Raw genomic sequence first — 24,858 nt, 5'->3', positions numbered from 1 at the left:
AGGCAAGCGCGCAGGCATCCGCTCCGCGGCGACGCTCATGCGCCGCCGCGGCCGGTATGCCGTCAGAAAATCAGTCGCCGATGTCGAAGGTCACGCCTTGCGCCAAGGGCAGTGCCGTCGAATAGTTGATGGTGTTCGTCGCGCGGCGCATGTAGGCCTTCCAGCTGTCGGAGCCGGCCTCGCGGCCGCCGCCGGTTTCCTTCTCGCCGCCGAAGGCACCGCCGATCTCGGCGCCGCTCGGGCCGATGTTGACGTTGGCGATGCCGCAGTCGGAACCGGCGCACGAGAGGAAGCGCTCGGCCTCGCGCATGTCGAGCGTGAAGATCGACGACGACAGGCCCGCGCCCACCGCGTTGTGCTGCTCGATCGCCTCGTCGAGCGAGGCATAGCGCAGCACGTAGAGGATCGGCGCGAAGGTCTCGCGCAGCACCGCGCCGGCATGCGCCTTCAGTTCGACCAGCGCCGGGCGCGCGTAGTAGGCCTCGGCACCGCCGATGCCCTCGACGCGGCCGCCGCCATGCACGATCGCGCCGGCATCGCGGCTCTCGTCGAGCGCCTTCTGCATGCCTTCGAAGGCCGCGCGGTCGATCAGCGGACCGACCAGCGTGCCGGCCTCGCGCGGATCGCCGACCTTCACGCCGCCATACACCTTGACGAGGCGCGGCACCAGCTTGTCGTACACGCTCTCGTGCACGAACAGCCGGCGCAGCGTGGTGCAGCGCTGGCCCGCCGTGCCCATGGCCGCGAAGGCGATCGCGCGCAGCGTGAGATCGAGGTCGGCCGAAGGCGTGACGATGGCTGCGTTGTTGCCGCCGAGTTCGAGGATGGCGCGCGCGAAGCGGGCCGCGAGCTTGGGACCGACCTGGCGGCCCATCGCGGTGGAGCCGGTGGCCGACAGCACCGCCACGCGATGGTCGTCGACCAGCAGCTCGCCGATGTCGCGCTGGCCCAGCAGCAGGCCGAGCAGGCCCTCGGGCGCGTCGGCGCCGAAGCGCTCGATGGCGCGCGCGGCGATCGCATGCACCGCGAGCGCGGTCAGCGGCGTCTTCTCGGACGGCTTCCACACCACCGGGTCGCCGCACACCAGCGCCAGCGCCGCGTTCCACGACCACACCGCGACCGGGAAGTTGAAGGCCGAGATCACGCCGCACACGCCCAGTGGATGCCAGGTTTCCATCATCCGGTGCTCGGCGCGCTCGGTGGCCAGCGTGAGGCCGTAGAGCTGGCGCGAGAGCCCGACCGCGAAGTCGCAGATGTCGATCATTTCCTGCACCTCGCCCGCGCCCTCGGACGGGACCTTGCCGGCCTCGAGCGTGACCAGCCGGCCGAGGTCGCGCTTGGCCGCGCGCAGTTCCTCGCCGAGCAGCCGCACCAGTTCGCCGCGCCGCGGCGCCGGCACCGCGCGCCAGGCCTTGAAGGCCGCATGCGCGCGCGCGATGGTCTCGGTGGCCGCGGCCGGCGTGGTCTGCGCGACCTGCGCGATCACCTCGCCCGTGAGCGGCGAGCGCACCGTCAGCTCGCCGCCGACGTGGGACTCGCGCGGCACGCCCAGGCGCTGGAGCAGTTGTTCGACTTCGGAGGGCAGGGAGACGGAGGTGTGGACTTCGGACATGGGCGCGCTCCGCGGGGGAGTCGGGAAGAAAGAAGAAGGAAGGCGACCGGGGTCGGGGGAACCGCGCCAATATCTGCGAAGTGGGCGGGGTTGGCTAGTGAAAATATGGAAGGACTTGATGCGTTTGGGGAAGGAACTCGGCCGCCGGAGCTCGCCTGCGTATCACCCGCCACGCGCGTTCCTCGAAACGGCTCGCGCGCCTACGCACCGATTTGCGCCCGGCGCCGACGATGCGGCACCCTCACTTCGCCGCCCCTGCCATGAAGCTGATCCACACCCTCTATGCCGCGGTCCATGCGCTGATGGCGCTCGCCTTCGCCATCGCGTCGCTGGTTCTGATCGTGATCGCGGCGCGCGCCGGCTGGGGCGCGGTCGTGCACGACCTCGACCTGCCGGCGGCCGAGGCGATCATCGAGGCGGTGGGCCTGCTCGCGGCGGCTGTCGTGGCGCTGCAGATCTCCCAGACCGTGGTCGAAGAGGAGGTGGTGCGCGACGCCCACATCGGCGCGCCGACCCGGGTGCGTCGCTTCCTCTCGCGCTTCATGGTGGTGATCGTGGTGGCCGTCGCGGTCGAAGGGCTGGTCGCGACCTTCAAGGCGCGCGAGGCGCCGGAGCTGATGCTGCACGCGGCCGCCATGCTGGGCGCGGTCGGGCTGATGATGGCCGGCTGGGGCCTCTTCATCCGGCTCAACCGCTACGCCGAGGAACTGGAGCCCGAGGCGATGCAGGAAGCGAAGAACGAGGACCGCAAGCTCAAGCAGTGATCCTCTGCCCCGCCGGCGACCCCGCCAGGCTCTGCGCCGGCCGGCGCAGCGAGGCATCGAAGGGATTGATCCTCGGCCCGATCGCCACCGCCTCGCGCTGCAGCAGGTCGACCACGGTCGGCAGCCGGTCGGCATTGAGGCGGTCGGCGATGGTGCCCACGCTCAGCGCGGCCACGGCGCGGCCCTCGCGGTCGAGGATGGGCACGGCCACGCCGGCCATGCCCTCGAGCAGGCCGGTGTTGCGGCCCGCGAAGCCGCTCTGGCGCACGCGCTCGATCTCGGTGCGCAGGTAGACCTCGTCGTAGACGCCGTACTCGCGCACGCGCGAGAGGTTGAAGCGGATCACCTCCTCGCGCTCGCCCTCGGGCAGGAAGGCCAGGATCGCGAGCGCGCCCTGCCCCACGCCGAGCGCGATGCGCCCGCCGATGTCGCCGGTGAACGAGCGGATCGGGAACGGGCCCTCGCTGCGGTCGAGGCACACGGCGTCGAAGCCGCTGCGCACCAGCAGGAAGATGCTGTCGCCCAGGCTCGCGCACAGGCGCAGCAGCGCGGGCCGGCACAGGGTGCGCAGGTCGCCGGGATTGCCGGCGTTGGCCGCGAGCGCGAAGAACTCGATGCTCAGCCGGTACAGCTTGCTGCGCTCGTCCTGCTCGACCACGCCCTCGGCCATCAGCGACTGCAGCAGGCGGTGCGTGGTGGCCTGCGTGAGGCCGACGGCGCGCGCGATCTGGGTGACGCGGCCGCCCTCGGCCTGCACCACGCCGAGCGCCCGGATCACCGAAAAGATGCGCGGCACGCCGCCGCTGGCCGCGGTTGTGGTTTCCATGTCCCGTTTCCTTGGAATATGTCGATCTTGCTCGGGCCATCATATTCCATTGAACGGAATAAATTGAAGAAATATTCTGATTAATGGAATACCCGTGGCGATCTGGCGCGATCGTTGCAATAGAGTGACCCGAAAGCACTCACGCATCCATGGCCCCGGCGCCTGCGCGCCGGCCGTGGATTCCGACCCCCGACGAAAGGCGTTTCCATGTCATTCCTGCGGCTCAGCGACGTGTCCAAGTCCTATGGCGCCACCCGCGCGGTGACGGCCATGAACCTCACCGTCGAGAAGGGCGAGTTCGTCTCGCTGCTCGGCCCCTCGGGCTGCGGCAAGACCACCACGCTGCAGATGATCGCGGGCTTCGAGGCCGTGACCAGCGGCCGCATCGAGCTCGCGGGCCAGGACATCACGCATGCCAAGGCCAACACGCGCGGCCTGGGCATCGTGTTCCAGAGCTATGCGCTGTTTCCGCACATGACGGTGGCCGACAACGTGAGCTTCGGCCTCGAGATGCGCAAGATGCCGAAGGCCGAGCGCCGCGAGCGCGTGCAGCAGGCGCTGGCGCTGGTGCACCTCGAGGCGCATGCCGCGCGCTATCCGCGCGAGCTCTCGGGCGGCCAGCGGCAGCGCGTGGCGCTGGCGCGCGCGCTGGTGATCGAGCCGCCGGTGCTCTTGCTCGACGAGCCGCTGTCGAACCTCGACGCCAAGCTGCGCGAGGAGATGCAGTTCGAGCTGCGCCAGATCCAGCGCAAGGTCGGTACCACCACGGTGATGGTCACGCACGATCAGAGCGAGGCGATGTCGATCAGCGACCGCGTGGTGGTGATGGAAGGCGGCCGCGCGACGCAGATCGACCATCCGCACCGCGTGTACGAGCATCCGAGCACGCGCTTCATCTCGACCTTCGTGGGCAAGGCCAACCTGCTGCCGGGCCGGGTCACGGCCTGCGGCACCGGCAGCTGCAACGTGGCGGTCGGGCCGCTCGCGGTCGAAGTCGGCGAAGGTGGCTACGACAGCGGCGCCGCCGTGCTGATGAGCGTGCGCCCCGAGAAGCTGCAGCTGGTGCCCGCGGGCAGCGGCCGGCTCGACGGCACGGTGCGGGAGCGCTTCTTCCTCGGCAGCCAATGGCTCTACCGGCTCGCCACGCCGGCCGGCGAGCTGATGGTGCTGAGCCCCAACGACGGCCGCGCCGCGCTGGCCGAGGGCGACGCGGCCGGCATCGACTGGCCCGCGCACTGCACGCGCCTGTTGCGCGACGAAGCAGCGGTGGCGGCATGAGCGGCATCTCCCGCAAGGCCACGCCCTGGTGGCTCTCGGGCCCCGCGCTGGTGCTGTTCATCGCGCTGCTCGTGGTGCCGCTGCTGCTCACGGCCGTGCTGTCCTTCAACGTCTACGACCCGGCCAGCGGCCCGCGCACCGGCGAGTTCACGCTCGCGCACTACGCGCAGGTGTTCGGCGACGACTACTACCACGGCATCTTCTGGCGCACCTTCTGGATCTCGGCGCTGGTCACGCTGATCTGCGTGCTGATCGGCGCGCCCGAGGCCTATGTGCTGAGCCGCATGCGCAACCCCTGGCGCTCGGTGCTGCTGCTCGTGGTGCTGGCGCCGCTTTTGGTGTCGGTGGTGGTGCGCGCCTTCGGCTGGAGCATGCTGCTGGGCCCTGAGGGCGCGGTCAACGCGCTGCTGCAACTGGTGGGCATCGGCCAGGTGAAGATCCTCTACACCAGCGCGGCCGTGGTGATCGCGCTGGTGCACGTGATGCTGCCCTTCATGGTGATCCCGGTCTGGACCTCGCTGCAGAAGCTCGATCCCGGCGTGGAGAACGCGGCCCTCTCGCTCAATGCCACGCCCTTCACCACCCTGCGCCGCATCGTGCTGCCGCAGGTGATGCCCGGCATCCTCTCGGGCAGCCTGATCGTGTTCGGCCTCGCGGCGAGCTCGTTCGCGATTCCCGGCCTGCTCGGCGGACGCCGGCTCAAGATGGTCGCGACCGTGGTCTACGACGAGTACCTGAGCGAGCTCAACTGGCCGCTGGGCGCGGCCGTGGCGCTCACGCTGCTGGTGGCCAACCTCGTGGTGATGCTCAGCTACAACCGCCTGGTCGAAGGCCGCTACAAGAAAGCGCTGGGGTGATCGCATGAGCAGGAACGGCCCCATCGCCCTCGCGTTCAACGCGCTCGTCATCGCCTTCATGCTGGCCCCGCTGCTGGTGGTGTGCATCGTCGCGTTCACGCCCGAGAACACGCTGACCATCCCGACCACGCACTTCTCGCTGCGCTGGTTCGAGGCGGTGTTCGCGCACCCCGACTTCATGCAGTCGTTCTGGAACAGCCTGTGGCTCGCGCTGAGCGCGGCCACCATCGCGACGCTGCTCGCGGTACCGGCCGGCATGGCGATCACGCGCTACGACTTTCCGGGCCGCGACTTCCTCAACGGCCTGTTCCTGTCGCCGCTGATCATTCCGCACCTGGTGCTCGGCGTCGCGCTGCTGCGGCTGTTCGCGCTGGTGGGCGGCACCGGCAGCTTCGGCTGGCTGGTGATGGCGCATGCGCTGATCGTCACGCCCTACACGCTGCGGCTGGTGGTGGCGGCACTGGTGGGCTTCGACCGCAGCGCCGAGCAGGCCGCGCTCTCGCTGGGCGCGAGCCAGGCCACGGTGTTCCGCCGCATCACGCTGCCGATGATCCTGCCGGGCGTCACCGGCGGCTGGATGCTGGCCTTCATCAACAGCTTCGACGAAGTGACGATGTCGATCTTCGTCACCTCGCCGAGCACGGTGACGCTGCCGGTGCGCATGTACATGTACGCCACCGAGTCGATCGACCCATTGATGGCCGCGGTGTCGGCGCTGATGGTGGCCGTGACGGCCGTCGCGATGGTGGTGCTCGACCGGCTCTATGGCCTGGACCGCGTGCTGGTGGGGCGCAAGTAGATGGCGACCCATGCATTGCTGCATCGCGTGGCCGAGACCGGCCGCGCCACGGTGTCCTTCACGCTCGACGGCGCGCCCGCCTCGGCGCTGGCCGGCGACACGGTGCTGACCGCCGTGCTCACGCAGGCCGCCCGGCTGCGCCGCAACGAATTCAGCGACGCGCCGCGCGCGGGCTTCTGCATGATGGGCGCCTGCCAGGACTGCTGGATCGCGACCGCCGAGGGCGAGCGGCTGCGCGCCTGCTCCACCTTCATCGCGCCGGGCATGGCGCTGCTCACCGGGCGGGGCGAGGCATGACGACGACGGCACTTCCTCCCGTGATCGTCGGCGCCGGGCCGGCCGGCGTGCGCGCGGCACAGGCGCTGGTCGCGCATGGCTTGCGCCCGGTCGTGATCGACGAGGCCGCGCGCGCCGGCGGACAGATCTACCGCCGCCCGCCCGCCAACTTCGTCGAACGCGCGGCGGCCACGCTCTACGGCTTCGAGGCCGCGCGCGCGAAGGCGGTGCACGCGGCCTTCGACGGCCTGCGCGATCGCATCGACTACCGGCCCGACAGCCTGGTGTGGAACGCGCAGGGCGGCGTGCTCGACGTGCTGCACGGCCCCACGCGCAGCACCGCGCGCGTGCCGCATGGCCCGCTGATCGTGGCCACCGGCGCCACCGATCGCGTGCTGCCGCTGCCGGGCTGGACCCTGCCCGGCGTCTACACGCTCGGCGGCGCGCAGGTGGCGCTCAAGTTCCAGGGCTGCGCCATCGGGCAGCGCGTGGTGTTCATGGGCACGGGGCCGCTGCTCTACCTCGTGGCCTACCAGTATGCGAAGGCCGGCGCGCAGGTGGCGGCCGTGCTCGACACCGCGCGCCTCGCGGACCAGGTCGCGGCCACGCCCGCGATGCTGCGGCAGCCGGCGGTGCTCGCGAAGGGCGTCTATTTCGTCGCCTGGCTGCGCGCGCATGGCGTGCCGCTGCATGGCGGCGTGCGGCCGCTGCGCGTGCTCGGCGACGATGCCGCGAGCCGCGTCACCGGTATCGCCTGGCACGACGGCCGCGAGGAACGCCGCATCGACTGCGATGCCGTCGGCTTCGGCTACGCGCTGCGGTCCGAGACCCAGCTCGCCGACCTGCTGGGCTGCCGCTTCGAATTCGCACCGATGCACCGCGCTCACCTGCCGGTGCGCGATACGGCGGGCCGCTCGAGCGTGGCGGGCGTGTACCTCGCGGGCGATGGCGCCGGCATCATGGGCGCCGACGCGGCCGAGTGGGCCGGCGAGCGCGCGGCGCTCGCGCTGCTCGCGGACCAGGGCGTGGCCGTCGATGGCGCGCGCGCCGCGCTGCTCGAGCGCAAGCTCGACCAGCTGACGGGCTTTCGCCGCGGACTCGAACGCGCGTTTCCGCTGCCGCGGGACTGGGCCGCCAACGCACCCGACGAGCTCGTCGTCTGCCGCTGCGAGAACATCACGGCCGGCACGCTGCGCCAGACCGTCGCGGTCAACGGCGCCGACGAACTCAACCGCCTCAAGGCGCTGTCGCGCGTGGGCATGGGCCGCTGCCAGGGCCGCATGTGCGGCGTGGCCGCGGCCGAGATCCTCGCGCATGCGACCGGCCAGCCGCTCGCGCAGGTGGGCAGGCTGCGCGGTCAGGCGCCGGTCAAGCCGATACCGATCCGGCTCGTCACGCAGGCCCCCGCCGAGGGAGCGCGCGCATGAGCACCACCCGTACCCTGCGCTGCGACGTGGCGATCGTCGGCGGCGGCATCGTGGGTTCGTCGGCCGCGCTCGCGCTGCGGCGCATGGGCCTGGAGGTGGTGCTGCTCGAGCGCGACCTCTGCGGCTCGCGCTCCAGCGGCGTCAACTACGGCGGCGTGCGGCGCCAGGGCCGGCCCTTGAGCCAGCTGCCGCTGGCGCAACGCGCGCACCGCATCTGGGGCCGGCTCGGCGAACTGATCGGCACCGAGGGCGAGTACCAGCGCTCGGGCCATTTCAAGATCGGCCGCAGCGAGGACGACATGGCCGCGCTCGAACGCTACCGCGCGAGCGTGCGCGACGCCGGCTTCGACCTCGGGCTCGAGCTGGTGACGGGCACGCGGTTGCGCGAGCGCTGCCCCTGGCTCGGCGCGCGCGCGCTCGGCGGCTCGCTGTGCATCGAGGACGGGCAGGCCAATCCGCGGCTGGTGTCGCCGGCCTTCGCGCTCGCGGCACGCCAGGCGGGTGCGCAGGTGCTCGAGCGCCATCGCGTCGACGAGGTCGCGCACGACGGCACGCTGTTCCGGCTGCGCGCCACGCATGCCGAGGGCACGCTCGAGGTGCGGGCACCAGTGCTGCTGAACTGCGCGGGCGCCTGGTCGGGCCCGATCGCCACCCACTTCGGCGAGGCCGTGCCGCTGCAGTCGGGCCATCCCGCGATGGCCGTGACCGAGCCCCTGCCCTTCTTCATGGACTGGAGCCTCGGCGTCGAGGGCGGCGGCATCTACTGCCGCCAGGTCGCGCGCGGCAACCTCGTGCTCGGCGGCGGTGCCGGCATCGGGCTCGATGCCGAGCGCGCGCGTTCCGAGCGCGACGCGATCGCCACGCTGTCGACGCAGGCGATCGAGCTCTTGCCGCGGCTCGCGCATGCGCACTTCATCCGCACCTGGAGCGGCACCGAGGGCTACCTGCCCGACCGCCAGCCGGTGCTGGGGCCGAGCCGCACCACGCCCGGCCTGTTCCACGGCTTCGGCTTCGCGGGGGCGGGCTTCCAGATCGGCCCGGCGGCGGGCGAGGTGCTGGCCGAACTGGCGCGCGACGGCCGCAGCACCACGCCGATCGAGGCCTTCGCGATCGAGCGCTTCCTTCCCGACACGCGGGCCGAGCGGCCCGCCGAAGCCGCCGCATCGGCCTCGCACTGAACACGACCAGAGCAACCCACCGCAACCGCAGATCCACCCTCGACACCGAACGGAGAGTCCCACCATGGCACGACGCGAACGCACTTCCTTTTTCCTCACCTTCGCCGCCACCGCGGCGGCCGCCCTCGCGGGCTTCGGCGGCGCGGCCCACGCGCAGACGAAGACGCTCTACATCGGCATGAACGGCGGCACGATGGAGAAGGCGTACACGCAGTACGTCTTCCCGGCCTTCGAGAAGCTCTACGGCGCGAAGGTGGTGGTGGTTCCCGGCACCTCCTCCGACATCCTCGCCAAGGCGCAGGCCAACAAGGACCGGCCGCAGATGCACGTGATGTTCCTCGACGACGGCATCATGGTGCGCGCCATCGGCATGGGCCTGTGCCAGAAGCAGAAGCCCAATCCCTCGCTGGCCGAGATCTACCCGGCCGCGCGCTTCAAGGACGACATGGCCAGCGGCGTGAGCCTGGGCATGACCGGCCTGGCCTACAACGCGAAGATGTTCAAGGAGAAGGGCTGGGCCGCGCCCACCTCGTGGATGGACCTGGCCGATCCGAAGTTCAAGGGCAAGGTGGTGTTCCAGTCGATGTCGTCCTCGTCCTTCGGGCTGCACGGCTTCCTGATGTTCAACCGCATCCAGGGCGGCAACGACAGGAACGTGGAACCCGGCTTCAAGGCCTGGCCGACCACCATCGGCCCCAACGTGCTCGAGTACATCCCGAGCTCGGCCAAGCTCTCGGAGATGGTGCAGACCGGCGAGGCCGCGATCTTCCCGCTCACGCCGACGGCCGTGGCCGCGCTCAAGGTCAAGGGCATCCCGGTGGAATACGCGCCGCCCAAGGAGGGCGCGGTGGTGCTGATGGTGGGCCAGTGCGTGATCGCCAACAACAGCGAGCCCGAGCTGTCGCAGAAGCTCGCCGAGTTCCTGCTGAGCCCGCTGGCGCAGGCCAACGTGCTGCAGTACGGCGCGCAGATCCCGACCAATCCCAAGGCCCCGGCCGTGGGCGAGGGCGCGACGCAGGTGGCCGAGATCAACCAGTGGATGAAGAGCGCCATCACCATCGACTGGGAGAGCATCAACGCCAACCGGCCGGCCTGGAACGCGCGCTGGAACAAGACGATCGAGAAGTGACCGGCGCTTTTCGGTGAAGTGGCTCAGCGCGTGCGGCGCAGCAGCACCGGCAGGCACAGCAGGTAGAGCGAGGCACCCGCGAGCCACACGATGCCCGGAAAGCGCGCGCGGAACGCGAAGTACAGCGGGCTGATCAAGAGCGGCCCGAACACCGCGGCCAGGCTGGTGATGCTCGCGAGCACGCCCTGCAGCCGACCCTGCTGCGCCTCGCCCACGCGCGCCGACAGCGTGGCCTGCAGCGCGGGCGCGCAGACGCCGCCCATGCACAGCAGCGGCAGCAGCGCGATGGCCATCCAGCCCTGGGAGGCGAAGGCGATCAGCGCATAGCCGGTGCCGTCGGCGATGGTGCCGACGGCGATCGCCGCGCGCTCGCCCCAGCGCTCGACCAGCGGGCCCGCCGCGAAGCCCTGCACCAGCGCATGGAGCAGGCCGAAGACCGCGAGCGAGAAGCCGACCATGGTGCCGTTCCAGGCATAGCGGTCCTGGCCGTAGAGCACCCAGGTGGTGCCCGCGACCTCGCCCACCAGCACCAGCAGCAGGAACACGCCGAGCAGCGGCAGCAGCGCGGGGAAGCTCGTGGCCCATCGCAACGGCGCGAGCGGATGCAGCACGCCGCGGTCGAAGGGCTGCGCGGCGAGCGCCGGCGGCCGCGATTCGCGCAGCACCAACAGGCCGACCAGGAAGGTCAGGCCGTTGAGCGCGGCCGCCGCGATGAAGGGCAGGCGCACGCCGTGGTCGCCGAGCACGCCGCCGAGCGCCGGCCCCGCGATGAAGCCCAGCCCGAAGCAGGCGCCCATGCGGCCGAACCAGCGTGCGCGCTGGTGCTCGGGCGTGAGGTCGGCGATGGCGGCCGAGGCCACGGCCATGCTCGCGCCGGTCATGCCGGCGATCGCGCGGCCCACGAACAGCAGCCACAGCGAGGGTGCGAAGGCCATGAACAGCGCGTCGATCGCCGCGCCCAGCACCGAGACCAGCAGCACCGGCCGGCGGCCGAAGCGGTCGCTGAGCGCGCCGAGCACGGGCGCGCAGAGGAACTGCATCAGCGCGTAGAGCGAGAGGAAGGCGCCGAAGTGCCAGCCGAGCTCGCCGCCGTGGCCGACCTCGCGCAGCAGGCTCGGCACGATCGGCATGACCAGGCTGATGCCGATGGCATCGAGCGTGACGATCGCCAGGATCACCGCCTGCGCATGGCGGCCTCCGGCGAATGGAATGGAATTGGAGGACATGTTGGAATTTATCGTTGATAAGGAATTATCAGCGATAAATTTTGGGCTGTGAAGTACCCTCCCGGATCGACACCCGGCAAGCACATCTGAATGAAACTGGACCGCGAAGCGATCCTCGAGGCGGCACTCTCGCTGCTCGACGAGGTCGGCATGGACAAGCTCAGCACCCGGCTGCTGGCCGAGAGGCTGGGCGTGCAGCAGCCCGCCCTCTACTGGCACTTCAAGAACAAGCGCGCGCTGCTCGACGCGATGAACGGCGAGATCCTGCGCCGCAGCCATCACCGCAAGCTGCCGCTGCCCGACGAGTCGTGGGAGAGCTTCCTGCGCGAGAACGCGCGCAGCTTCCGGCGCGCGCTGCTGGCGCGGCGCGACGGCGCGCGCCTGCATGCGGGCTCCGAGCCCGACCCGGGCGACCTCGACATGGTCGAGGCCCAGCTCGCGGCCGTGGTGCGCCTGGGCGTGCCGCCCGCGCAGGCGATGACCCTGCTGATCGCGCTGGGCCGCTACACCGTGGGCTGCGTGCTCGAGCAGCAGGCGACGCCGGCCGACGCGGCGATGCAGCAGCAGACGCTCGATGCCGCCGCGGCCTCGCGGCCGTTGCTGGCGGAGGCTTTCGCGACCTACCGCGCGGCCGGGCCCGATGCGCTGTTCGAGATCGGCGTGGACCTGATGCTTGAAGGCGCGAAGGTGCGGCTCGAAGAAGCCGCCGACCGGGGACGCGCCCCGGCTGCTGCCTTGCGTTCGAAGAAGGAAAACCGTTCACGCTGAGCTTGTCGAAGCGCCGCGCGAGGCTTCGACAGGCTCAGCCCGAACGGTTCCTGGAGCGCTCTCAGCGCCCGGCTTCCGCGCGGATCCAGCCCGCCGCCTTCTCCGCCATCATCAAGGTGGGACTGTTGGTGTTGCCGCTCGTGATGGTCGGCATCGCGCCCGCATCGACCACGCGCAGGCCCTGCACGCCGCGCACGCGCAGCCGCGCGTCGAGCACCGCCATCGGATCGTTGTCGGCGCCCATCCTGGTGGTGCCCACCGGATGGAAGATGGTGGTCGCGATGTCGCCGGCCAGGCGCGCGAGGTCCTCGTCGCTCTGGTACTGCACGCCGGGCTTCCATTCCTGCGGCTTGTACTTGGCGAGCGCGGGCTGCGCGGCGATGCGGCGCGTCACGCGCAGCGAGTCGGCCGCCACCTTGCGGTCCTCGTCGGTGCTCAGGTAGTTGGGCGCGATCGCGGGCGCGTCCTCGAAGCGCTTCGAGCGGATGCGCACCGTGCCGCGGCTCGTGGGGTTGAGGTTGCACACGCTCGCGGTGAAGGCCGGGAAGGCGTGCAGCGGCTCGCCGAAGGCATCGAGCGACAGCGGCTGCACGTGGTACTGGATGTTGGGCCACTCGCGATCGCTCGAGCTGCGCGTGAAGGCGCCGAGCTGCGAGGGCGCCATGCTCATCGGGCCGCTGCGGCTCATCACGTACTCCAGGCCGATGCGCGCCTTGCCGAACAGCGAGGAGGCCAGCACGTTGAGCGTGGGCGCGCCGTCGATCTTGTAGACCGCGCGGATCTGCAGGTGGTCCTGCAGGTTGGCGCCGACGCCGGGCGCGTCGACCGCCACCTCGATGCCGTGCTGGCGCAGCAGCTCCGCCGGGCCGATGCCCGAGAGCTGCAGGATCTGCGGCGAGCCGATGCTGCCCGCGCTCAGGATCACCTCGCGCGTGGCATGCGCCGTCACCATCTCCTGGCCGTTCCAGATCCGCGCGCCGGTGCAGCGCTGCGTGCCGTCGGCCTGCCGCTCGATCACCAGCTGCGAGACCTGCGCGCCGGTCCAGAGCTCGAAGTTGGGCCGGCCGTAGCAGGTGGGCCGCAGGAAGGCCTTGGCCGTGTTCCAGCGCCAGCCGTTCTTCTGGTTGACCTGGAAGTAGCCCACGCCCTCGTTGCTGCCGCGGTTGAAGTCGGTGGTGTGCGGCACGCCGGCCTCGACCGCGGCGGCCGCGAAGGCATCGAGGATGTCCCAGCGCAGCCGCTGCTTCTCGACCCGCCATTCGCCGCCCGCGCCGTGCATCTCGTCGGCGCCGAGGTAGAAGTCCTCGTGCTTCTTGAAGGCCGGCAGCACGTTCTGCCAGCGCCATTCCTCGTCGCCGGTGAGCGCGGCCCACTGCTCGTAGTCGCGCGACTGGCCGCGCATGTAGATCATGCCGTTGATGCTCGAGCAGCCGCCCAGCGTCTTGCCGCGCGGATAGCGCAGCACGCGGCCGTTGAGGCCGGCATCGGGCTCGGTGCTGTAGAGCCAGTCGGTGCGCGGGTTGCCGATGCAGTAGAGGTAGCCGACCGGGATGTGGATCCAGTGGTAGTCGTCCTTGCGGCCGGCCTCGACCAGCAGCACGCGCTTGTCCTTGTCGGCGCTGAGCCGGTTCGCGAGCAGCGCGCCGGCGGTGCCGGCGCCGATGACGATGTAGTCGAAGGTGGTGTCGTTGTCTCTCATCTTTGCTTTCTCTTTTCTGGCGTGTGCTCTCAGGGTTGGACGGTCATGGTTTCGGGCACGCCCTCGCCGAAGACCTCGGGCGCGTACATCGCCTCGGCGCGCACGGGCGGCAGCCTGAATTCGCCCGCGTTGTTCAGGCGCACGGTGTACTCCACGCGCCATTGGCCGCGCGGCACGTAGCGGAAATAGGCGCGCCAGCTGTCGGTGGCGCGCTCGACGTGGCTGGGCCAGGCCCAGCCGCCTTGCGTCTCGCCCTGCCGCGCCAGGCTGCTCTCGCGGCCCAGGCCGCGGCCGAGCTGGCTGGCACCCGAGGGCACGGCGTCGCGCACCACCACCCAGGTCTGCGCGGCCGTGGATTCGAGATCGAGCCGCACGCGGTAGACGTCGCCCACCGACCACCGGCCCTTGCGCTTCCGCTCCACCGGCGTGACGCTGCGGCGCACCGACAGGCCGTGCGCGAGCGGCTGCGCATTGCGCGTCGCGGCCAGCGCGCTGACGACGGCCCAGGGCTTGCCGCCGCCTTCGTGGCGCAATTGCAGCGTGCCTTGCGCGCCCTGCGCGGGCCAGGGCAGCAGCATGTCGGGCGCCTTCGCATCGGTCCAGGCGGCCTCGCGCGTCGCGCGGCCCAGCGCCGCGCGCGTGACGCCGTCGACCGGTCCGGCCTCGAACTGCTGCTGGAAGTTGCGCAGCGCCACGGTGCTCCAGGCATTGCCGGTGGTGGTGCTCCAGCGGCCCGCGCTCTGGCGGCCGACCAGGCCCTGCACGATCAGCGGCGCATCGGCCTTCCAGGCCGCATCGGTGCGCGCCCATTGCTGCGCCAGCAGCGCCATGCGCGCGGCCGTGCTGTCGCCGCTCCACATGAACCACCACCAGTGCAGCGCCGGCTCGTCGCGCCAGCGCATGCGCGTGCCCTGCACGTCGAAGCGGCCGCGCAGCTGCGCGCCGGCCTCGGCCAGCGCGGCATCGCGCACGGCGTCCGCGGGCATGGCCAGCAGCGTGCGCGACCAGTCGACCAGCGACTGCGCCGAGAGCGCAGCGACGGACTGGGGCCGCAGCACGATGTTCCGGCGGCCCTGCTCGACCAGCGTGGCCTGCGCGGCGAGCTGCTGCGATTCGAGGTAGTTGCGCGGCGCCCAGTCCTGCGCCTCGAGGCGGCCTTCGAGCAGCGACTCGAGCGCATCGAGCATGCGGCGGCGCTGCGCCTCGGGCACCGGCCAGCCCTTGGCCTGCGCGATGTCGAGCAGCTGCACCGTGAGCATCTCGCTGCCCGGCAGCGTGGGCTCGGGAAAGTAGCGCGCCAGGCCCTTGTCGTCGATGTACTTCGGCAACTGCGCCATCAACCGGTCCCAACTCGCGCGGTCGTCGAGCGAGACGAAGCGCGAGCTCTGCTGCTCGAGGCACATGTACGGGTACTGCGCCATCCAGCGCATCGATTCGGCGAGCGCGGCATCGACCAGGCTGGACTGCAGCGCGACGCGCACGCCGCCGACCAGCGGCACCGCATCGCGCGGCTGCGCCACGGGCACGGCACCCGCGTCGGCCACCGGCAGCAGCATCGACTGGCGCACCGTGGCGTTCAGCGCGGGCACCACGCGCTGCACGATCTCCAGCGCGTCGCGCTCGTCGACGCCGGCCCCCCGGCCCTGCGCACCGATGCGCCAGCGCAGCGCGCCCGCGCCGCCCGGCACGGCCACGGGCCACAGCACTTCCTGCGTCTGGCCGGGCGCGAGCTGCAGCCGGCGCTCGATCTTCAGGCCGCGCGCGGCCAGTGCCTCGGCGGGCACGATCTCGCGCGCGCCCGACCATTCGTCGCCGGGCTCGACCGCGGCCTCGGCCTTGAGCACCGCGGCGAGCGCTGCCTTGCCGGTGTTGCGCAGGCTGAGCTTCTGCACGATCGCATCGTCCGCACGCAGCAGCTCGGGCAGGCCGCTGAAGATCTGCAGCGGCTGGGTGCTGACGAGCGTGGCCTCGCCCTCGCCGAACTGCGCCTCGCCCGCGCTCGCGATGGCGACGATGCGGAACTGGGTCAGCGCGTCGTTGAGCGGCACGGTGGCGCGGGCGATGCCCTGGGCGTCGGTGCGCAGGTCGGTGCGCCAGAGGACGAGCGAGGAGAAATCGGAGCGTGTCGGGGGCGCGTCGCCGCCGTCGAGCCCCGCCGCCCTGCCGGCCGCCATCATCGCCGCGGGAGCCGGCACCACGCCGGGCATGCTGCGCGCGGCCTCGTCGTAAGGCCGGTGCGTGGGCTGCCATCCGAGGTCCACGCCGCGCAGCAGCCCGGCATCGAGCGCGCCGCCGCGCACCGAATTGCCGCGCTGGGCGAACATCGCCTTCGCGAGCGCCCAGGTCCCGTTGGGCTTGAGCGCGAGCAGTGCCTGGTCGACCGCCACCAGCGTGACGCGCGCATCGGCCACGGCCCGGCCGGCGGCATCGCGCACCGCGACCTCCACCGGCACCTGCGCGCGTGGCCGCGCATCCGTGGCCGCGGGCCGCACGCCCACCGAGAGCGTCCATGCATCGGGCCGCACCCGCAGGTCGGCGCGCTGCGCGCTCGACAGCGGCTCGTCCTTGCCCGCGCCCTGCAGCGGATACACGTAGCGCGCGGACAGGGCCACGTTGGGCGCGTGCTGCGCGGCGAGCGGCAAAGCGATGCGCTGCTGCAGCGCCGAGAGCGCATGCACGCTCGCGCTCATCACGCCCTCGCGCTCGACGGTCAGCAGCAGATGGGCCGGCAGGCGCTCGGGGCGCGCGACGACGATGGCCGTGTCGCCGGGGCCGAAGTCCGGGCCGTTGTCGACCTGCAGCGCGTCGCGCGCCAGCGCCTCGCGCCAGCCTAGCGACCAGCGGTTCTCGAGCATCGCGGTGCGCACGATCGCTCGGCTGTGCCTGAGCGAATCGGCGCTGGCCTCGAACAGCCAGTGTTCGGCGACCTGTGCCCCCTGCGCATCGTCGGGCAGTCGCCATTCGCAAGCCCATTGGCCCTGGGCGTCGGTGCGCGCGCTGCACACCTGCGTCTCGGGGCCCAGATCGACGATGCTGTACTGGCCGCCGTTCCAGTCCCGCCGCACGGGCCTGACGCGCACCGTGACGGGTTCGTCCGCCACCGGCCGGTCCCTGTCGTCGAGCGCGATGCCTTCGATCGCCTGCGGCCGGTCGCGCTCCTTCGCGCGCACGCGCAGGCCGAGCTTCATGCGGTCGGGCCACAGCATGGCGGCACTGCCGACGGTCTGCGTCTCGCCGTTCGGGTCCTGGAACTTCAACTCCGTCTGCAGCAGCATCGGGCGCTCGAGCGGCGGCGCGGCGAGACGGATGCGCGCCTTGCCGTCTCGATCGAGCCGCGCCTGTTCGGCCGGGATGGCCGGCGGCATCGCGCGGCCCTGGGCGGTCTCCGCGTCGTAGAAGGAATAGCCTTCGCGCGGCGCGCGCACCTGCGCGAGCCAACTCTGCTTGACCTCGACGGGCAGTCCCACCGCGGCACCGCCCGCGAAGTAGGCCAGCCGCGCATCGAGCTGCGCCACCTGCGTGTCGCGCTCCCAGAAGGCCTTCGCCTGCAGGGCCGCGTCGAACACCGGCGTGCGGAACTCCTCGACCTGGAACTGCGTGCCGCCGAGCCGGCTGCCGGCCTGCGACAGGCTCACCGTGTAGTCGCCGAGCCGGGCATCGCGCGGGATCGTCCATGCGCTCGTGGCGCTGCCGTCGGCGCCGAGCATCGCGCTGGTGGCGAAGACCTTCTCGCCCGCGCCATGGCGGATCTCGATCTCCACCGCGCCGCGCGGCGGCAGGGCGAAGCCGCGGCTTTCCAGCAACCGCACCACGTGCTGCATGCCGACGGTCTCGCCGGCCTTGAAGAGCGTGCGGTCGAGCACCGTGTGGGCGCGCAGGTTGCGCGCGGCGCCGCCCGTGGCTTGATATCCGTACCAGTTCGCCGGCACCTGCATCACGGCCATGTCGTTGCCGGCGCGCACCACCACCCAGGCGCCGTTGGCATAGCCGGCGTCGCTGCAGGCGAGCCGGCCCCGCAGCGCCTCGCCGGGCTGCGCCAGGCCCTGCGCGTCGGTCCTGCCGCGCCAGAGCAGTTCGCGCTTGCAGGAATAGATCGCCACCTCCGCGGCCGCCACCGGCAGCGCGGTGTCGAGCGCGGTCACCCAGACCGACGAGGCGCCGATGTCGCTGAAGCGCGCATCGGGGTTGAGGTTGGTGGCCTGCACCACCGTGTAGCGCTGGAACGGCCCGGGGTCCGGCCGCTCGCCCGGCAAGGGCTTGCGGTTGCCCATGTAGTCGGAGAAGGCCGCGCTGTCGGCGCGCACCACGTGCAGGCCGGGCGCTGTCAGCGGCACGCCGACGAACTCCATCGCGCCGCCCTGCGTGGGAATGGTCGAGGTGCGCGGCGCGCCGGCCTTGTCGTCCAGCGGCGTGGCGGGCCAGGCGTTCGACCTGCGGGCCTGCAGCAACTCGATCGCATAGGCCTCGATGCCCTCGCCCATCTCGCCGCCGAAGCGCCACTGGCGCACCGGCAAGGACTTTTCAGCGCGACGCACCGCGAAGGCCGCGACCGCGCCGCCGCTACCCGGCTGCCACGGCATGACCGACTGCGCATGGACGGCGCCCAGATAGGGCGGCAGCTGCACGAAGGCGACGCTTCGCGGGAACTCGCCGGCGTTGGCGAGCGGCCGGCCCAGCGTGTCGCGCAGTTCGGCCGGCATCCGCAGGCTGTAGCGGCTGTCCTCGCCGAAGCCCGCCGCGGCAGGCGTCGCCGTCAGCTGCGTCGTCTCCTGCGGCTGGCGCCAGGCGGGCATCGGGGTCAGCGGCATGTCCCGGCCCGCCGGGTCCACGAGCCGAACCTGCCGCGCGGCCTCCAGCGACAGCGGCGCCGAGAACACGATGTTCAGCGACAGGCGCGGGTCGCAGGCCTCGCGGCCCCTGGGATGTTCGAGGACGGTGCAGCCGACGCGGGCGGTGAAGGGCGGACGCACGCGATAGCTGAAGGACCGCGGCTCGCCGTCCTGGACGAACCGCAGCACGGCGCCCTCCGGCACCGGCTGCGCGCAGCGCAGGCCGAGTGCGAAATTGCGCGATCCGCGCTCGCGGCGCGCGGTCTCGAGCGCAGCCTCGAGCGCCGCCCCGGTCACGGCCACCGCGGGTTGGCGCCGCACCCGGTCGCCGTCGTGCACCTCGCAGGCGAAGCCGGCCGCCAGCGTTGGCGCAGCTTCGGCCGGCTGCGGGTCATGGTGGCGCAGCAGGACGACCTGATCGGGCGCGATCTCCGATCCCTCGGCCGGCTCGCTGCTGAAGAAGCCGTAGGGCCCGGCGACGAAGCCGGCCATCGACGGCGTGCTCACCGCCTCGCCAGCCAAGGTCTTCAACCCCGGCTTGAACACCACGCGGCAACGCGTGCCGCCGCGCACGTCCTGCGCGAACTCGAAGGCCCAGGCGCGCGGCCCGATCCAGCGGGCGCTGCCCGCCGGCGTCCGCGGCGTGCACTGCACGCTCGCGGGTTCGGCACCGTCGTCCTGACCCAGCGGCACCATGTCGGCGTCGAAGCGCACCGCCACCTGCCGCACGTCGCGCGCCTCGCCCTGCGGGCTCACCGACAGCACGCTGGCCGCATGCAGCGGCGGCGTCGCGCAGGCCGCCAGCAACGCGGCCAGCACGGCCATCGGCCAAGGGGTTCGACGGGATGCCTCGCGAGAAGTCGCAGCCATGGTTCCTCCGTTCTTCGTGAAGTCTTGTGCCCGCGGATGCGCAAGGCCTGCGCTCCGTCCACCCCTCCTGGGGATCACGGCGACTCTACGAAAGAAAGGTTTCAGCGAAAGCGGCATCGACCCGCCCCGGTGACGGCGAAAGATATTTCACGGACTGATGGATGCGGCGACTGCTCCATGGCCATCATTGGGCCCAATCCACGAGGGGAAAGCCAATGAATTCGGTTCGCCCAGCGTATAAACCTGCCTTATATGACTGCCGCCGCCCCGATGGACCTCCAGATCCTGCGCGCCTTCGTGCTGGCCGCGCGCGAAGGCAGCGTCTCGCGCGCCGCCGCCAGGCTGCACCTCACGCAGCCCGCCGTGAGCCTGCAACTCAAGCGCCTGGCGGAGGACACCGGCCTGCAACTGTTCACCCGCACGCCGCACGGGCTGGCGCTCACGGCCGACGGCGCGGCGCTGCTGCCGCAGGCCGAGCGCGTGCTGGCCGCGGTGGGCGACCTGCAGCAGGCGGCGCGCAACCTGCAGTCGACGGTGCGCGGCGCGCTGCGCATCGGCACCATCCTCGATCCCGAATTCACGCGCCTGGGCATGTTCCTGCGCGAGCTGGTCGAGTCGGCGCCGCAGATCGAGACCGAGCTGCGCCACGGCATGAGCGGCACGGTGCTGGCGCAGGTGCTGCGCGGCGAGCTCGACGTGGGCTTCCATCTCGATGCGGACGGCGATGCGGACGGCGGCGATGCCGCGCTGGCCGCGCGCACCCTCACGCGCTTCACCTACCGCGTGGTCGCGCCGGCCGGCTGGGGACCTCAGGTGACGGGGCGCGACTGGAAGGCGCTGGCGGCGCTGCCCTGGCTCGCGACGCCGCCCGAATCGGCGCACCACCGGCTGCTCGAGCGCGTGTTCGGGCCGCTGGGCCTGGCGCCGCGCCGGGTGGCGCTGGTCGACCAGGAGGCCTCGATGCTCGACCTGCTGAAGTCGGGCGTGGGCCTGAGCCTCTTGCGCGACTCGATCGCGATCCGCGAGAGCCAGGCCCACGGGCTGGTGCTGGCCGACCGGGTGCAGCTCGACTGCGCGCTGCGCTTCGTGTCGCTGGCGGCGCGGCGCAACGAGCCGGTGATCGCGAGTGCCTGGGATGCGCTGACGCGCGCCTGGAGCTGAGCCTCCAAAAGGTTTCACGAAAAGTTAAGAAAGGCCTCAGGAAAAACGGCGTGCTTCCCTACGTAATCCAGGGTTCGGTCGCACATGGCGCCCCGGGGCCTACGGTTAGGATGCGCGCTGCATTTTGAAACCTTTGGTTCGTTTCGCTCCTCCTTCCTCCTCTTCCCACCCGCCCCCCGGACCATGCCCTCCACCACGACGCCTGCCGACAGCCCCGCTGCAGCCGACGTCGGCGCGAGTCCCCGCATCGAGTCGCGCGAACAGGACGGCCGGCGCTGGATCGTGGCGAGCGGCCGCTGGACCACGCTGGCGATGTCCTCGGCCGCCGACTGGCAGGCGCTCGCGAAGAGCCTGGACGCGCTGCCCAGGCAGGACGATGCGGCCTGGGACCTGCGCCCGATCGCGCAGCTCGACCACATCGGCGCGCAGTTGCTGTGGGAGCGCTGGCGCCACGACTGGCCGGCCACGCTCGAGCTGGCGCCGCGGCACAAGGCGGTGCTCGACCAGGTGGCGCAATACACGGTCGGCACGCCCGAGGAACCGGCCAGGACGCTGACCGAGCGGCTGCGCGACTTCTCGCACAACGGCCCGCGCGCGATGGGCGTGGTGCGCGACTTCGTCGGGCTGATCGGCCAGCTCACGATCGACGTCGGCAAGCTGCTGGCGGCGCCGCACCGCGGGCCCTGGCGCGACTTCTCGGGCCACCTCTACCAGTTCGGCGCGACGGCGCTGCACATCACGGCGCTGGTCGGCCTGCTGATCGGCGTGGTGCTGGCCTACCTGATCTCGCAGCAGCTGCGCCAGTACGGCGCCGAGACCTTCGTGGTCAACATCCTCGGCCTGTCGCTGGTGCGCGAGCTCGGCCCGGTGCTCGCGGCGGTGCTGATCGCGGGCCGCTCGGGCTCGGCGATCACGGCGCAGATCGGCGTGATGCGCGTGACCGAGGAGCTCGACGCGATGCGCGTGATGGGCATCCCGCACGGCTTTCGGCTGGTGATGCCGCGCGTGCTGGCGCTCGCCATCGCGATGCCGCTGATCAGCCTGTGGACCTCGATGGCGGCGCTCCTGGGCGGCATGCTCGCGGCCGACGCGGCGCTCGACATCTCGCCGGCCTATTTCCTCTCGGCGCTGCCGCGCGCGGTGCCGATCGCCAACCTCTGGCTGGCCACCGCCAAGTCGGCGGTGTTCGGCATCCTGATCGCGCTGATCGGCTGCTACTTCGGCATGAAGGTCAAGCCCAACACCGAGAGCCTGGGGCGCGGCACCACCTCGTCGGTCGTGACCTCGATCACCGCGGTGATCCTGGTCGACGCGCTGTTCGCCGTGCTGTTCAAGGGCATCGGGTTCCGCGGATGAACGCGCAGGCCACGCCTTCCACCGCCGCGCCCGAGACCGTGGTCGACATCCGCCGGCTGTGGACCGTGTTCAGGAACACCGACGGCGAGCAGGTGGTGCACCGCGACCTCGACCTGCGCATCGCGCGCGGCGAGGTGCTGTCGCTGGTCGGCGGCTCGGGCACCGGCAAGACGGTGCTGCTGCGCCAGATCCTCGGCCTGGAGAAGCCCTCGAAGGGCACGGTCGAGGTGCTGGGCCAGGCGCCCGGCGAACTCAGCGCGGCGGGCGCGGCCAACGTCGGCATGCTGTTCCAGCACGGCGCGCTGTTCTCGGCCTTCAGCGTGCTCGAGAACATCGCCTTTCCGCTGCGCGAGCTCAAGCTGCTGCCCGACGAGCTGATCCGCAACGCGGCGCTGGTCAAGCTGCAGATGGTGGGCCTGGAGCCGCGCCATGCGAACCGCAGCCCGGCCGACCTGTCGGGCGGCATGATCAAGCGCGTGGCGCTGGCGCGCGCGCTGATCATGGACCCGCCGCTGCTGCTGCTCGACGAACCCACGGCCGGCCTCGATCCCGAGGCCTCCGACAGCTTCTGCGACCTGCTGCGCGGGCTGCACCGCGAGCTCGGCCTCACGGTGGTGATGGTCACGCACGACCTCGACACGCTGTTCGACCTCAGCACCCGCATCGCGGTGCTGGCCGACCAGAAGGTCATCGTGAGCGGTACCGCGCGCGAGGTGATCGCCTACCCGCATCCCTTCATCCACGAGTACTTTCTCGGTGGGCGCGGCCAGCGCGCCCTGGAGGCGCTGCACGACAAACCCGCCCCCGAATCACATGCGCCGCGGCTCGGGGCCGGCGGCGCCGAAAGGTAGTCCATGGAAAACAAGGCCCATGCCCTCGCCGCCGGAGCCTTCGTGCTCGGCCTGCTCGCCGTGCTCGTGGGACTGGTGGTCTGGTTCACGCGCGACAGCACCGTGCGCAACATCTACGAGCTCTCCACGCGCGACCCGGTCAGCGGCCTGCAGCCGCAGGCGATGGTGCGCTACCGCGGCATCGCGGTCGGCAAGGTCACGCTGATCGACTTCGACCCCAAGGTGAAGGGCAACGTGCGCGTGCGCATCACGGTGGACGAACGCGTGCCGCTGACCACCTCGAGCTTCGCCACGCTGAGCTACCAAGGCGTGACCGGCCTGGCCTTCATCGCGCTGGACGACAAGGGCGAATCGAACGTGGCGCTCAAGCCCGACAACGGCGACCCGCCGCGCATCCCGCTCAAGCCCTCGATGCTGGCCCAGTTGCAGGACCGCGGCGAGGCGATCATCAACCAGGTCGAGGAGGTGACCAAGCGCGCCAACCGCCTGCTCAACGACGACAACCAGAAGCGCGTGGCCGATGCGCTCGAGAACATCGCGGCCGCGACCTCGAGCGCCAACCAGCTGATGCAGCGCCTCGACGGCACCGTGAAGACCGGCGTCGCCCCCGTGCTGCAGCGGCTGCCCGACACGCTCGATTCGGTGAAGAAGGCCGCGGGCGACGTCTCGCGCGTGGCGAACAACTTCAACGGCACCGTGACCCGGCTCAACGCACCCGACGGACCGGTGCAGCGCCTGGGCGACGGCACCAAGGCGCTGGCGCAGGCGGTCGATTCCTTCAACGCCGCCACGCTGCCGCGCGTGAACCGCGTGGCCGACGACACCTCGCACGCGGTGCGCCGGCTCGGCCGCGCGGCCGACAGCATCAACGACAACCCGCAATCGCTGCTGTTCGGCAACGGCGGCGCGGCGGCCGGACCGGGCGAGCCGGGCTTTTCGCCGCCGCCCGCCTCGGGCAACGGCGCCCGGCCCTGAGGCACCGGCATCCACGATGGCAGGACAACGACCATGAAGAACGCCACGCATCCCCTTCTCGGCCTTGGCCTCGCGCTGCTGCTGGCCGGCTGCGGCGCGCTGCCCGACAAGCCCCAGCGCGCCACGCTCTACGACTTCGGTCCCGGGCCGATGGCGGCGCAGCAGGCGAGCAGCGCACCGACGGCGCAGACCATGATCGCGCTGCCCGAGATCGAGGCCAGTCCACGGCTCGACGGCACGCAGATCCTCTACCGCCTCGGCTATGCCGACGCCAACGAACTCAAGCCCTACGGCCAGTCGCGCTGGAGCCTGTCGCCCGCGCAGCTGCTGCGCCAGCGGCTGCGCGACACGCTGGCCGAGCGCCGCACCGTGCTCGGCCCCGAGGAGAGCGCGACCATCGCGCGCGCCGAGGGCCGCGTGCCCGACACGCTGCGTCTCTCGCTCGACGAGTTCAGCCACTACTTCGATTCGCCCACCGCCAGCGTGGGCCTGGTGCGGCTGCGCGTCACGCTCGTGCGCGGCGGCACCGGCGGCGACCGCGTGCTGGGCCAGAAGCTGATCACCGTGCGCCGGCCCGCGCCGAGCGCCGACGCACCGGGCGGCGTGAAGGCGCTGGCCGCGGCCAGCGACGCGGCGATCGCCGAGATCGTGCAGTGGGTGGACCAGCAGCAACAGCAGCAGCCGCGGTAGTAAGCTGCCGCCAGCCGCGGCACACCGCATCGGCCCACGGACGGAGGACACCCACCATGAACGCCACCCGCATCGTCGGCATCATCCTGATCGTCGCCGGCATCGCCGGGCTCGGTCTCGGCGGCTTCAGCTTCACGCGCGAGACGCACCAGGCCAAGCTCGGGCCGATCGAGCTGTCGGTCAAGGAGAAGCAGACAGTGAACTTCCCGGCCTGGGCCGGCGTCGCGGCGATCGTGGTGGGCGGCGTGCTGGTGCTGTTCGGCGGCCGCAAGGGCTGAACGGCCTCG

General features: G+C 71.6%; 20 protein-coding genes. 15 read left to right on the top strand and 5 right to left on the bottom strand.

Annotated features, from left to right (window positions below):
- Positions 1-70 precede the first annotated feature (70 nt).
- A complete protein-coding gene (gene amaB, locus ACODT0_RS21815; RefSeq protein WP_057597264.1) occupies positions 71-1,612 on the bottom strand; it encodes an L-piperidine-6-carboxylate dehydrogenase in 1,542 nt (513 codons plus the stop codon).
- A gap of 260 nt (positions 1,613-1,872) precedes the next feature.
- On the opposite strand from amaB, the gene ACODT0_RS21810 reads away from it, so the two are divergent.
- Positions 1,873-2,376: a hypothetical protein gene (locus ACODT0_RS21810; RefSeq protein WP_057597265.1), complete on the top strand. Its 504-nt coding sequence runs from the start codon at positions 1,873-1,875 to the stop codon at positions 2,374-2,376.
- Here the strand turns inward: ACODT0_RS21810 and ACODT0_RS21805 are convergent.
- The gene (locus ACODT0_RS21805; protein WP_479671035.1) at positions 2,366-3,202 is read right to left on the bottom strand and encodes an IclR family transcriptional regulator; all 837 of its coding nucleotides are present in this window, start codon (positions 3,200-3,202) and stop codon (positions 2,366-2,368) included. The genes ACODT0_RS21810 and ACODT0_RS21805 overlap by 11 nt on opposite strands.
- Positions 3,203-3,409: 207 nt before the next feature.
- Between ACODT0_RS21805 and ACODT0_RS21800 the strand changes: the two genes are divergently transcribed.
- From ACODT0_RS21800 to ACODT0_RS21770, 7 genes are all read left to right on the top strand, one after another.
- Positions 3,410-4,480, top strand: coding sequence for an ABC transporter ATP-binding protein (locus ACODT0_RS21800; protein WP_489042251.1), 1,071 nt, complete (start codon positions 3,410-3,412; stop codon positions 4,478-4,480).
- A complete protein-coding gene (locus ACODT0_RS21795) occupies positions 4,477-5,337 on the top strand; it encodes an ABC transporter permease (RefSeq protein WP_489042250.1) in 861 nt (286 codons plus the stop codon). Before ACODT0_RS21800 ends, ACODT0_RS21795 begins: the two co-directional genes overlap by 4 nt.
- Before the next feature lie 4 nt (positions 5,338-5,341).
- Positions 5,342-6,136: an ABC transporter permease gene (locus ACODT0_RS21790; RefSeq protein WP_093351031.1), complete on the top strand. Its 795-nt coding sequence runs from the start codon at positions 5,342-5,344 to the stop codon at positions 6,134-6,136.
- Positions 6,137-6,433 carry a (2Fe-2S)-binding protein gene (locus tag ACODT0_RS21785; RefSeq protein ID WP_489042249.1) on the top strand — a complete coding sequence of 99 codons (297 nt, stop codon included), beginning with the start codon at positions 6,137-6,139 and terminating at the stop codon, positions 6,431-6,433.
- Complete coding sequence (locus ACODT0_RS21780) at positions 6,430-7,839, top strand: FAD/NAD(P)-dependent oxidoreductase (RefSeq protein WP_489042248.1); 1,410 nt, start codon at positions 6,430-6,432, stop codon at positions 7,837-7,839. The genes ACODT0_RS21785 and ACODT0_RS21780 overlap by 4 nt, the downstream gene beginning before the upstream one ends.
- Positions 7,836-9,017: an NAD(P)/FAD-dependent oxidoreductase gene (locus ACODT0_RS21775; protein ID WP_489042247.1), complete on the top strand. Its 1,182-nt coding sequence runs from the start codon at positions 7,836-7,838 to the stop codon at positions 9,015-9,017. Before ACODT0_RS21780 ends, ACODT0_RS21775 begins: the two co-directional genes overlap by 4 nt.
- 64 nt (positions 9,018-9,081) lie before the next feature.
- Complete coding sequence (locus ACODT0_RS21770) at positions 9,082-10,146, top strand: ABC transporter substrate-binding protein (protein ID WP_057597404.1); 1,065 nt, start codon at positions 9,082-9,084, stop codon at positions 10,144-10,146.
- A 23-nt stretch (positions 10,147-10,169) separates the two neighbouring features.
- Here the strand turns inward: ACODT0_RS21770 and tet are convergent, their stop codons facing one another.
- Positions 10,170-11,372 carry a Tet(A)/Tet(B)/Tet(C) family tetracycline efflux MFS transporter gene (tet, locus tag ACODT0_RS21765; RefSeq protein WP_489042246.1) on the bottom strand — a complete coding sequence of 401 codons (1,203 nt, stop codon included), beginning with the start codon at positions 11,370-11,372 and terminating at the stop codon, positions 10,170-10,172.
- Between the two features lie 90 nt (positions 11,373-11,462).
- Between tet and tetR the strand changes: the two genes are divergently transcribed.
- Complete coding sequence (tetR, locus tag ACODT0_RS21760) at positions 11,463-12,140, top strand: tetracycline resistance transcriptional repressor TetR (protein ID WP_489042245.1); 678 nt, start codon at positions 11,463-11,465, stop codon at positions 12,138-12,140.
- A 61-nt stretch (positions 12,141-12,201) separates the two neighbouring features.
- Here the strand turns inward: tetR and ACODT0_RS21755 are convergent, their stop codons facing one another.
- Positions 12,202-13,839, bottom strand: a complete 1,638-nt coding sequence (locus ACODT0_RS21755; RefSeq protein WP_489042244.1) for a GMC family oxidoreductase — start codon at positions 13,837-13,839, stop codon at positions 12,202-12,204.
- A gap of 29 nt (positions 13,840-13,868) precedes the next feature.
- Positions 13,869-19,538 carry an alpha-2-macroglobulin family protein gene (locus ACODT0_RS21750; RefSeq protein ID WP_489042243.1) on the bottom strand — a complete coding sequence of 1,890 codons (5,670 nt, stop codon included), beginning with the start codon at positions 19,536-19,538 and terminating at the stop codon, positions 13,869-13,871.
- Positions 19,539-19,808: 270 nt separating this feature from the next.
- Between ACODT0_RS21750 and ACODT0_RS21745 the strand changes: the two genes are divergently transcribed.
- The 6 genes from ACODT0_RS21745 to ACODT0_RS21720 all read left to right on the top strand — a co-directional run bounded on the left by ACODT0_RS21745 (position 19,809) and on the right by ACODT0_RS21720 (position 24,849).
- Positions 19,809-20,699, top strand: a complete 891-nt coding sequence (locus ACODT0_RS21745; protein WP_261210097.1) for a LysR family transcriptional regulator — start codon at positions 19,809-19,811, stop codon at positions 20,697-20,699.
- Between the two features lie 183 nt (positions 20,700-20,882).
- Positions 20,883-22,055, top strand: coding sequence for an MlaE family ABC transporter permease (locus ACODT0_RS21740; RefSeq protein ID WP_057598159.1), 1,173 nt, complete (start codon positions 20,883-20,885; stop codon positions 22,053-22,055).
- Entirely contained in the window at positions 22,052-22,906 is an 855-nt protein-coding gene (locus ACODT0_RS21735) for an ABC transporter ATP-binding protein (RefSeq protein ID WP_261210100.1), read from the top strand. The genes ACODT0_RS21740 and ACODT0_RS21735 overlap by 4 nt, the downstream gene beginning before the upstream one ends.
- Positions 22,907-22,909: 3 nt before the next feature.
- Positions 22,910-23,881: an MlaD family protein gene (locus ACODT0_RS21730; RefSeq protein ID WP_261210102.1), complete on the top strand. Its 972-nt coding sequence runs from the start codon at positions 22,910-22,912 to the stop codon at positions 23,879-23,881.
- Between the two features lie 33 nt (positions 23,882-23,914).
- Entirely contained in the window at positions 23,915-24,571 is a 657-nt protein-coding gene (locus tag ACODT0_RS21725; RefSeq protein WP_296732683.1) for an ABC-type transport auxiliary lipoprotein family protein, read from the top strand.
- A gap of 56 nt (positions 24,572-24,627) precedes the next feature.
- On the top strand, positions 24,628-24,849 hold the full coding sequence (locus ACODT0_RS21720) for a hypothetical protein (RefSeq protein ID WP_057593185.1): 222 nt from the start codon (positions 24,628-24,630) through the stop codon (positions 24,847-24,849).
- The last annotated feature ends 9 nt before the right edge of the window (positions 24,850-24,858 follow it).

This window comes from Variovorax sp. FG153 (assembly GCF_057809595.1).
Note: the sequence above shows the minus strand (reverse complement) of the source record. Positions and strands in the feature narration are given on the sequence as shown.

Coding starts and splice junctions, on each gene's coding strand:
- amaB (WP_057597264.1), bottom strand. CDS start 1,612: ATGTCCGAAGTCCACACCTCCGTCTCCCTGCCCTCCGAAGTCGAACAA.
- ACODT0_RS21810 (WP_057597265.1), top strand. CDS start 1,873: ATGAAGCTGATCCACACCCTCTATGCCGCGGTCCATGCGCTGATGGCG.
- ACODT0_RS21805 (WP_479671035.1), bottom strand. CDS start 3,202: ATGGAAACCACAACCGCGGCCAGCGGCGGCGTGCCGCGCATCTTTTCG.
- ACODT0_RS21800 (WP_489042251.1), top strand. CDS start 3,410: ATGTCATTCCTGCGGCTCAGCGACGTGTCCAAGTCCTATGGCGCCACC.
- ACODT0_RS21795 (WP_489042250.1), top strand. CDS start 4,477: ATGAGCGGCATCTCCCGCAAGGCCACGCCCTGGTGGCTCTCGGGCCCC.
- ACODT0_RS21790 (WP_093351031.1), top strand. CDS start 5,342: ATGAGCAGGAACGGCCCCATCGCCCTCGCGTTCAACGCGCTCGTCATC.
- ACODT0_RS21785 (WP_489042249.1), top strand. CDS start 6,137: ATGGCGACCCATGCATTGCTGCATCGCGTGGCCGAGACCGGCCGCGCC.
- ACODT0_RS21780 (WP_489042248.1), top strand. CDS start 6,430: ATGACGACGACGGCACTTCCTCCCGTGATCGTCGGCGCCGGGCCGGCC.
- ACODT0_RS21775 (WP_489042247.1), top strand. CDS start 7,836: ATGAGCACCACCCGTACCCTGCGCTGCGACGTGGCGATCGTCGGCGGC.
- ACODT0_RS21770 (WP_057597404.1), top strand. CDS start 9,082: ATGGCACGACGCGAACGCACTTCCTTTTTCCTCACCTTCGCCGCCACC.
- tet (WP_489042246.1), bottom strand. CDS start 11,372: ATGTCCTCCAATTCCATTCCATTCGCCGGAGGCCGCCATGCGCAGGCG.
- tetR (WP_489042245.1), top strand. CDS start 11,463: ATGAAACTGGACCGCGAAGCGATCCTCGAGGCGGCACTCTCGCTGCTC.
- ACODT0_RS21755 (WP_489042244.1), bottom strand. CDS start 13,839: ATGAGAGACAACGACACCACCTTCGACTACATCGTCATCGGCGCCGGC.
- ACODT0_RS21750 (WP_489042243.1), bottom strand. CDS start 19,538: ATGGCTGCGACTTCTCGCGAGGCATCCCGTCGAACCCCTTGGCCGATG.
- ACODT0_RS21745 (WP_261210097.1), top strand. CDS start 19,809: ATGGACCTCCAGATCCTGCGCGCCTTCGTGCTGGCCGCGCGCGAAGGC.
- ACODT0_RS21740 (WP_057598159.1), top strand. CDS start 20,883: ATGCCCTCCACCACGACGCCTGCCGACAGCCCCGCTGCAGCCGACGTC.
- ACODT0_RS21735 (WP_261210100.1), top strand. CDS start 22,052: ATGAACGCGCAGGCCACGCCTTCCACCGCCGCGCCCGAGACCGTGGTC.
- ACODT0_RS21730 (WP_261210102.1), top strand. CDS start 22,910: ATGGAAAACAAGGCCCATGCCCTCGCCGCCGGAGCCTTCGTGCTCGGC.
- ACODT0_RS21725 (WP_296732683.1), top strand. CDS start 23,915: ATGAAGAACGCCACGCATCCCCTTCTCGGCCTTGGCCTCGCGCTGCTG.
- ACODT0_RS21720 (WP_057593185.1), top strand. CDS start 24,628: ATGAACGCCACCCGCATCGTCGGCATCATCCTGATCGTCGCCGGCATC.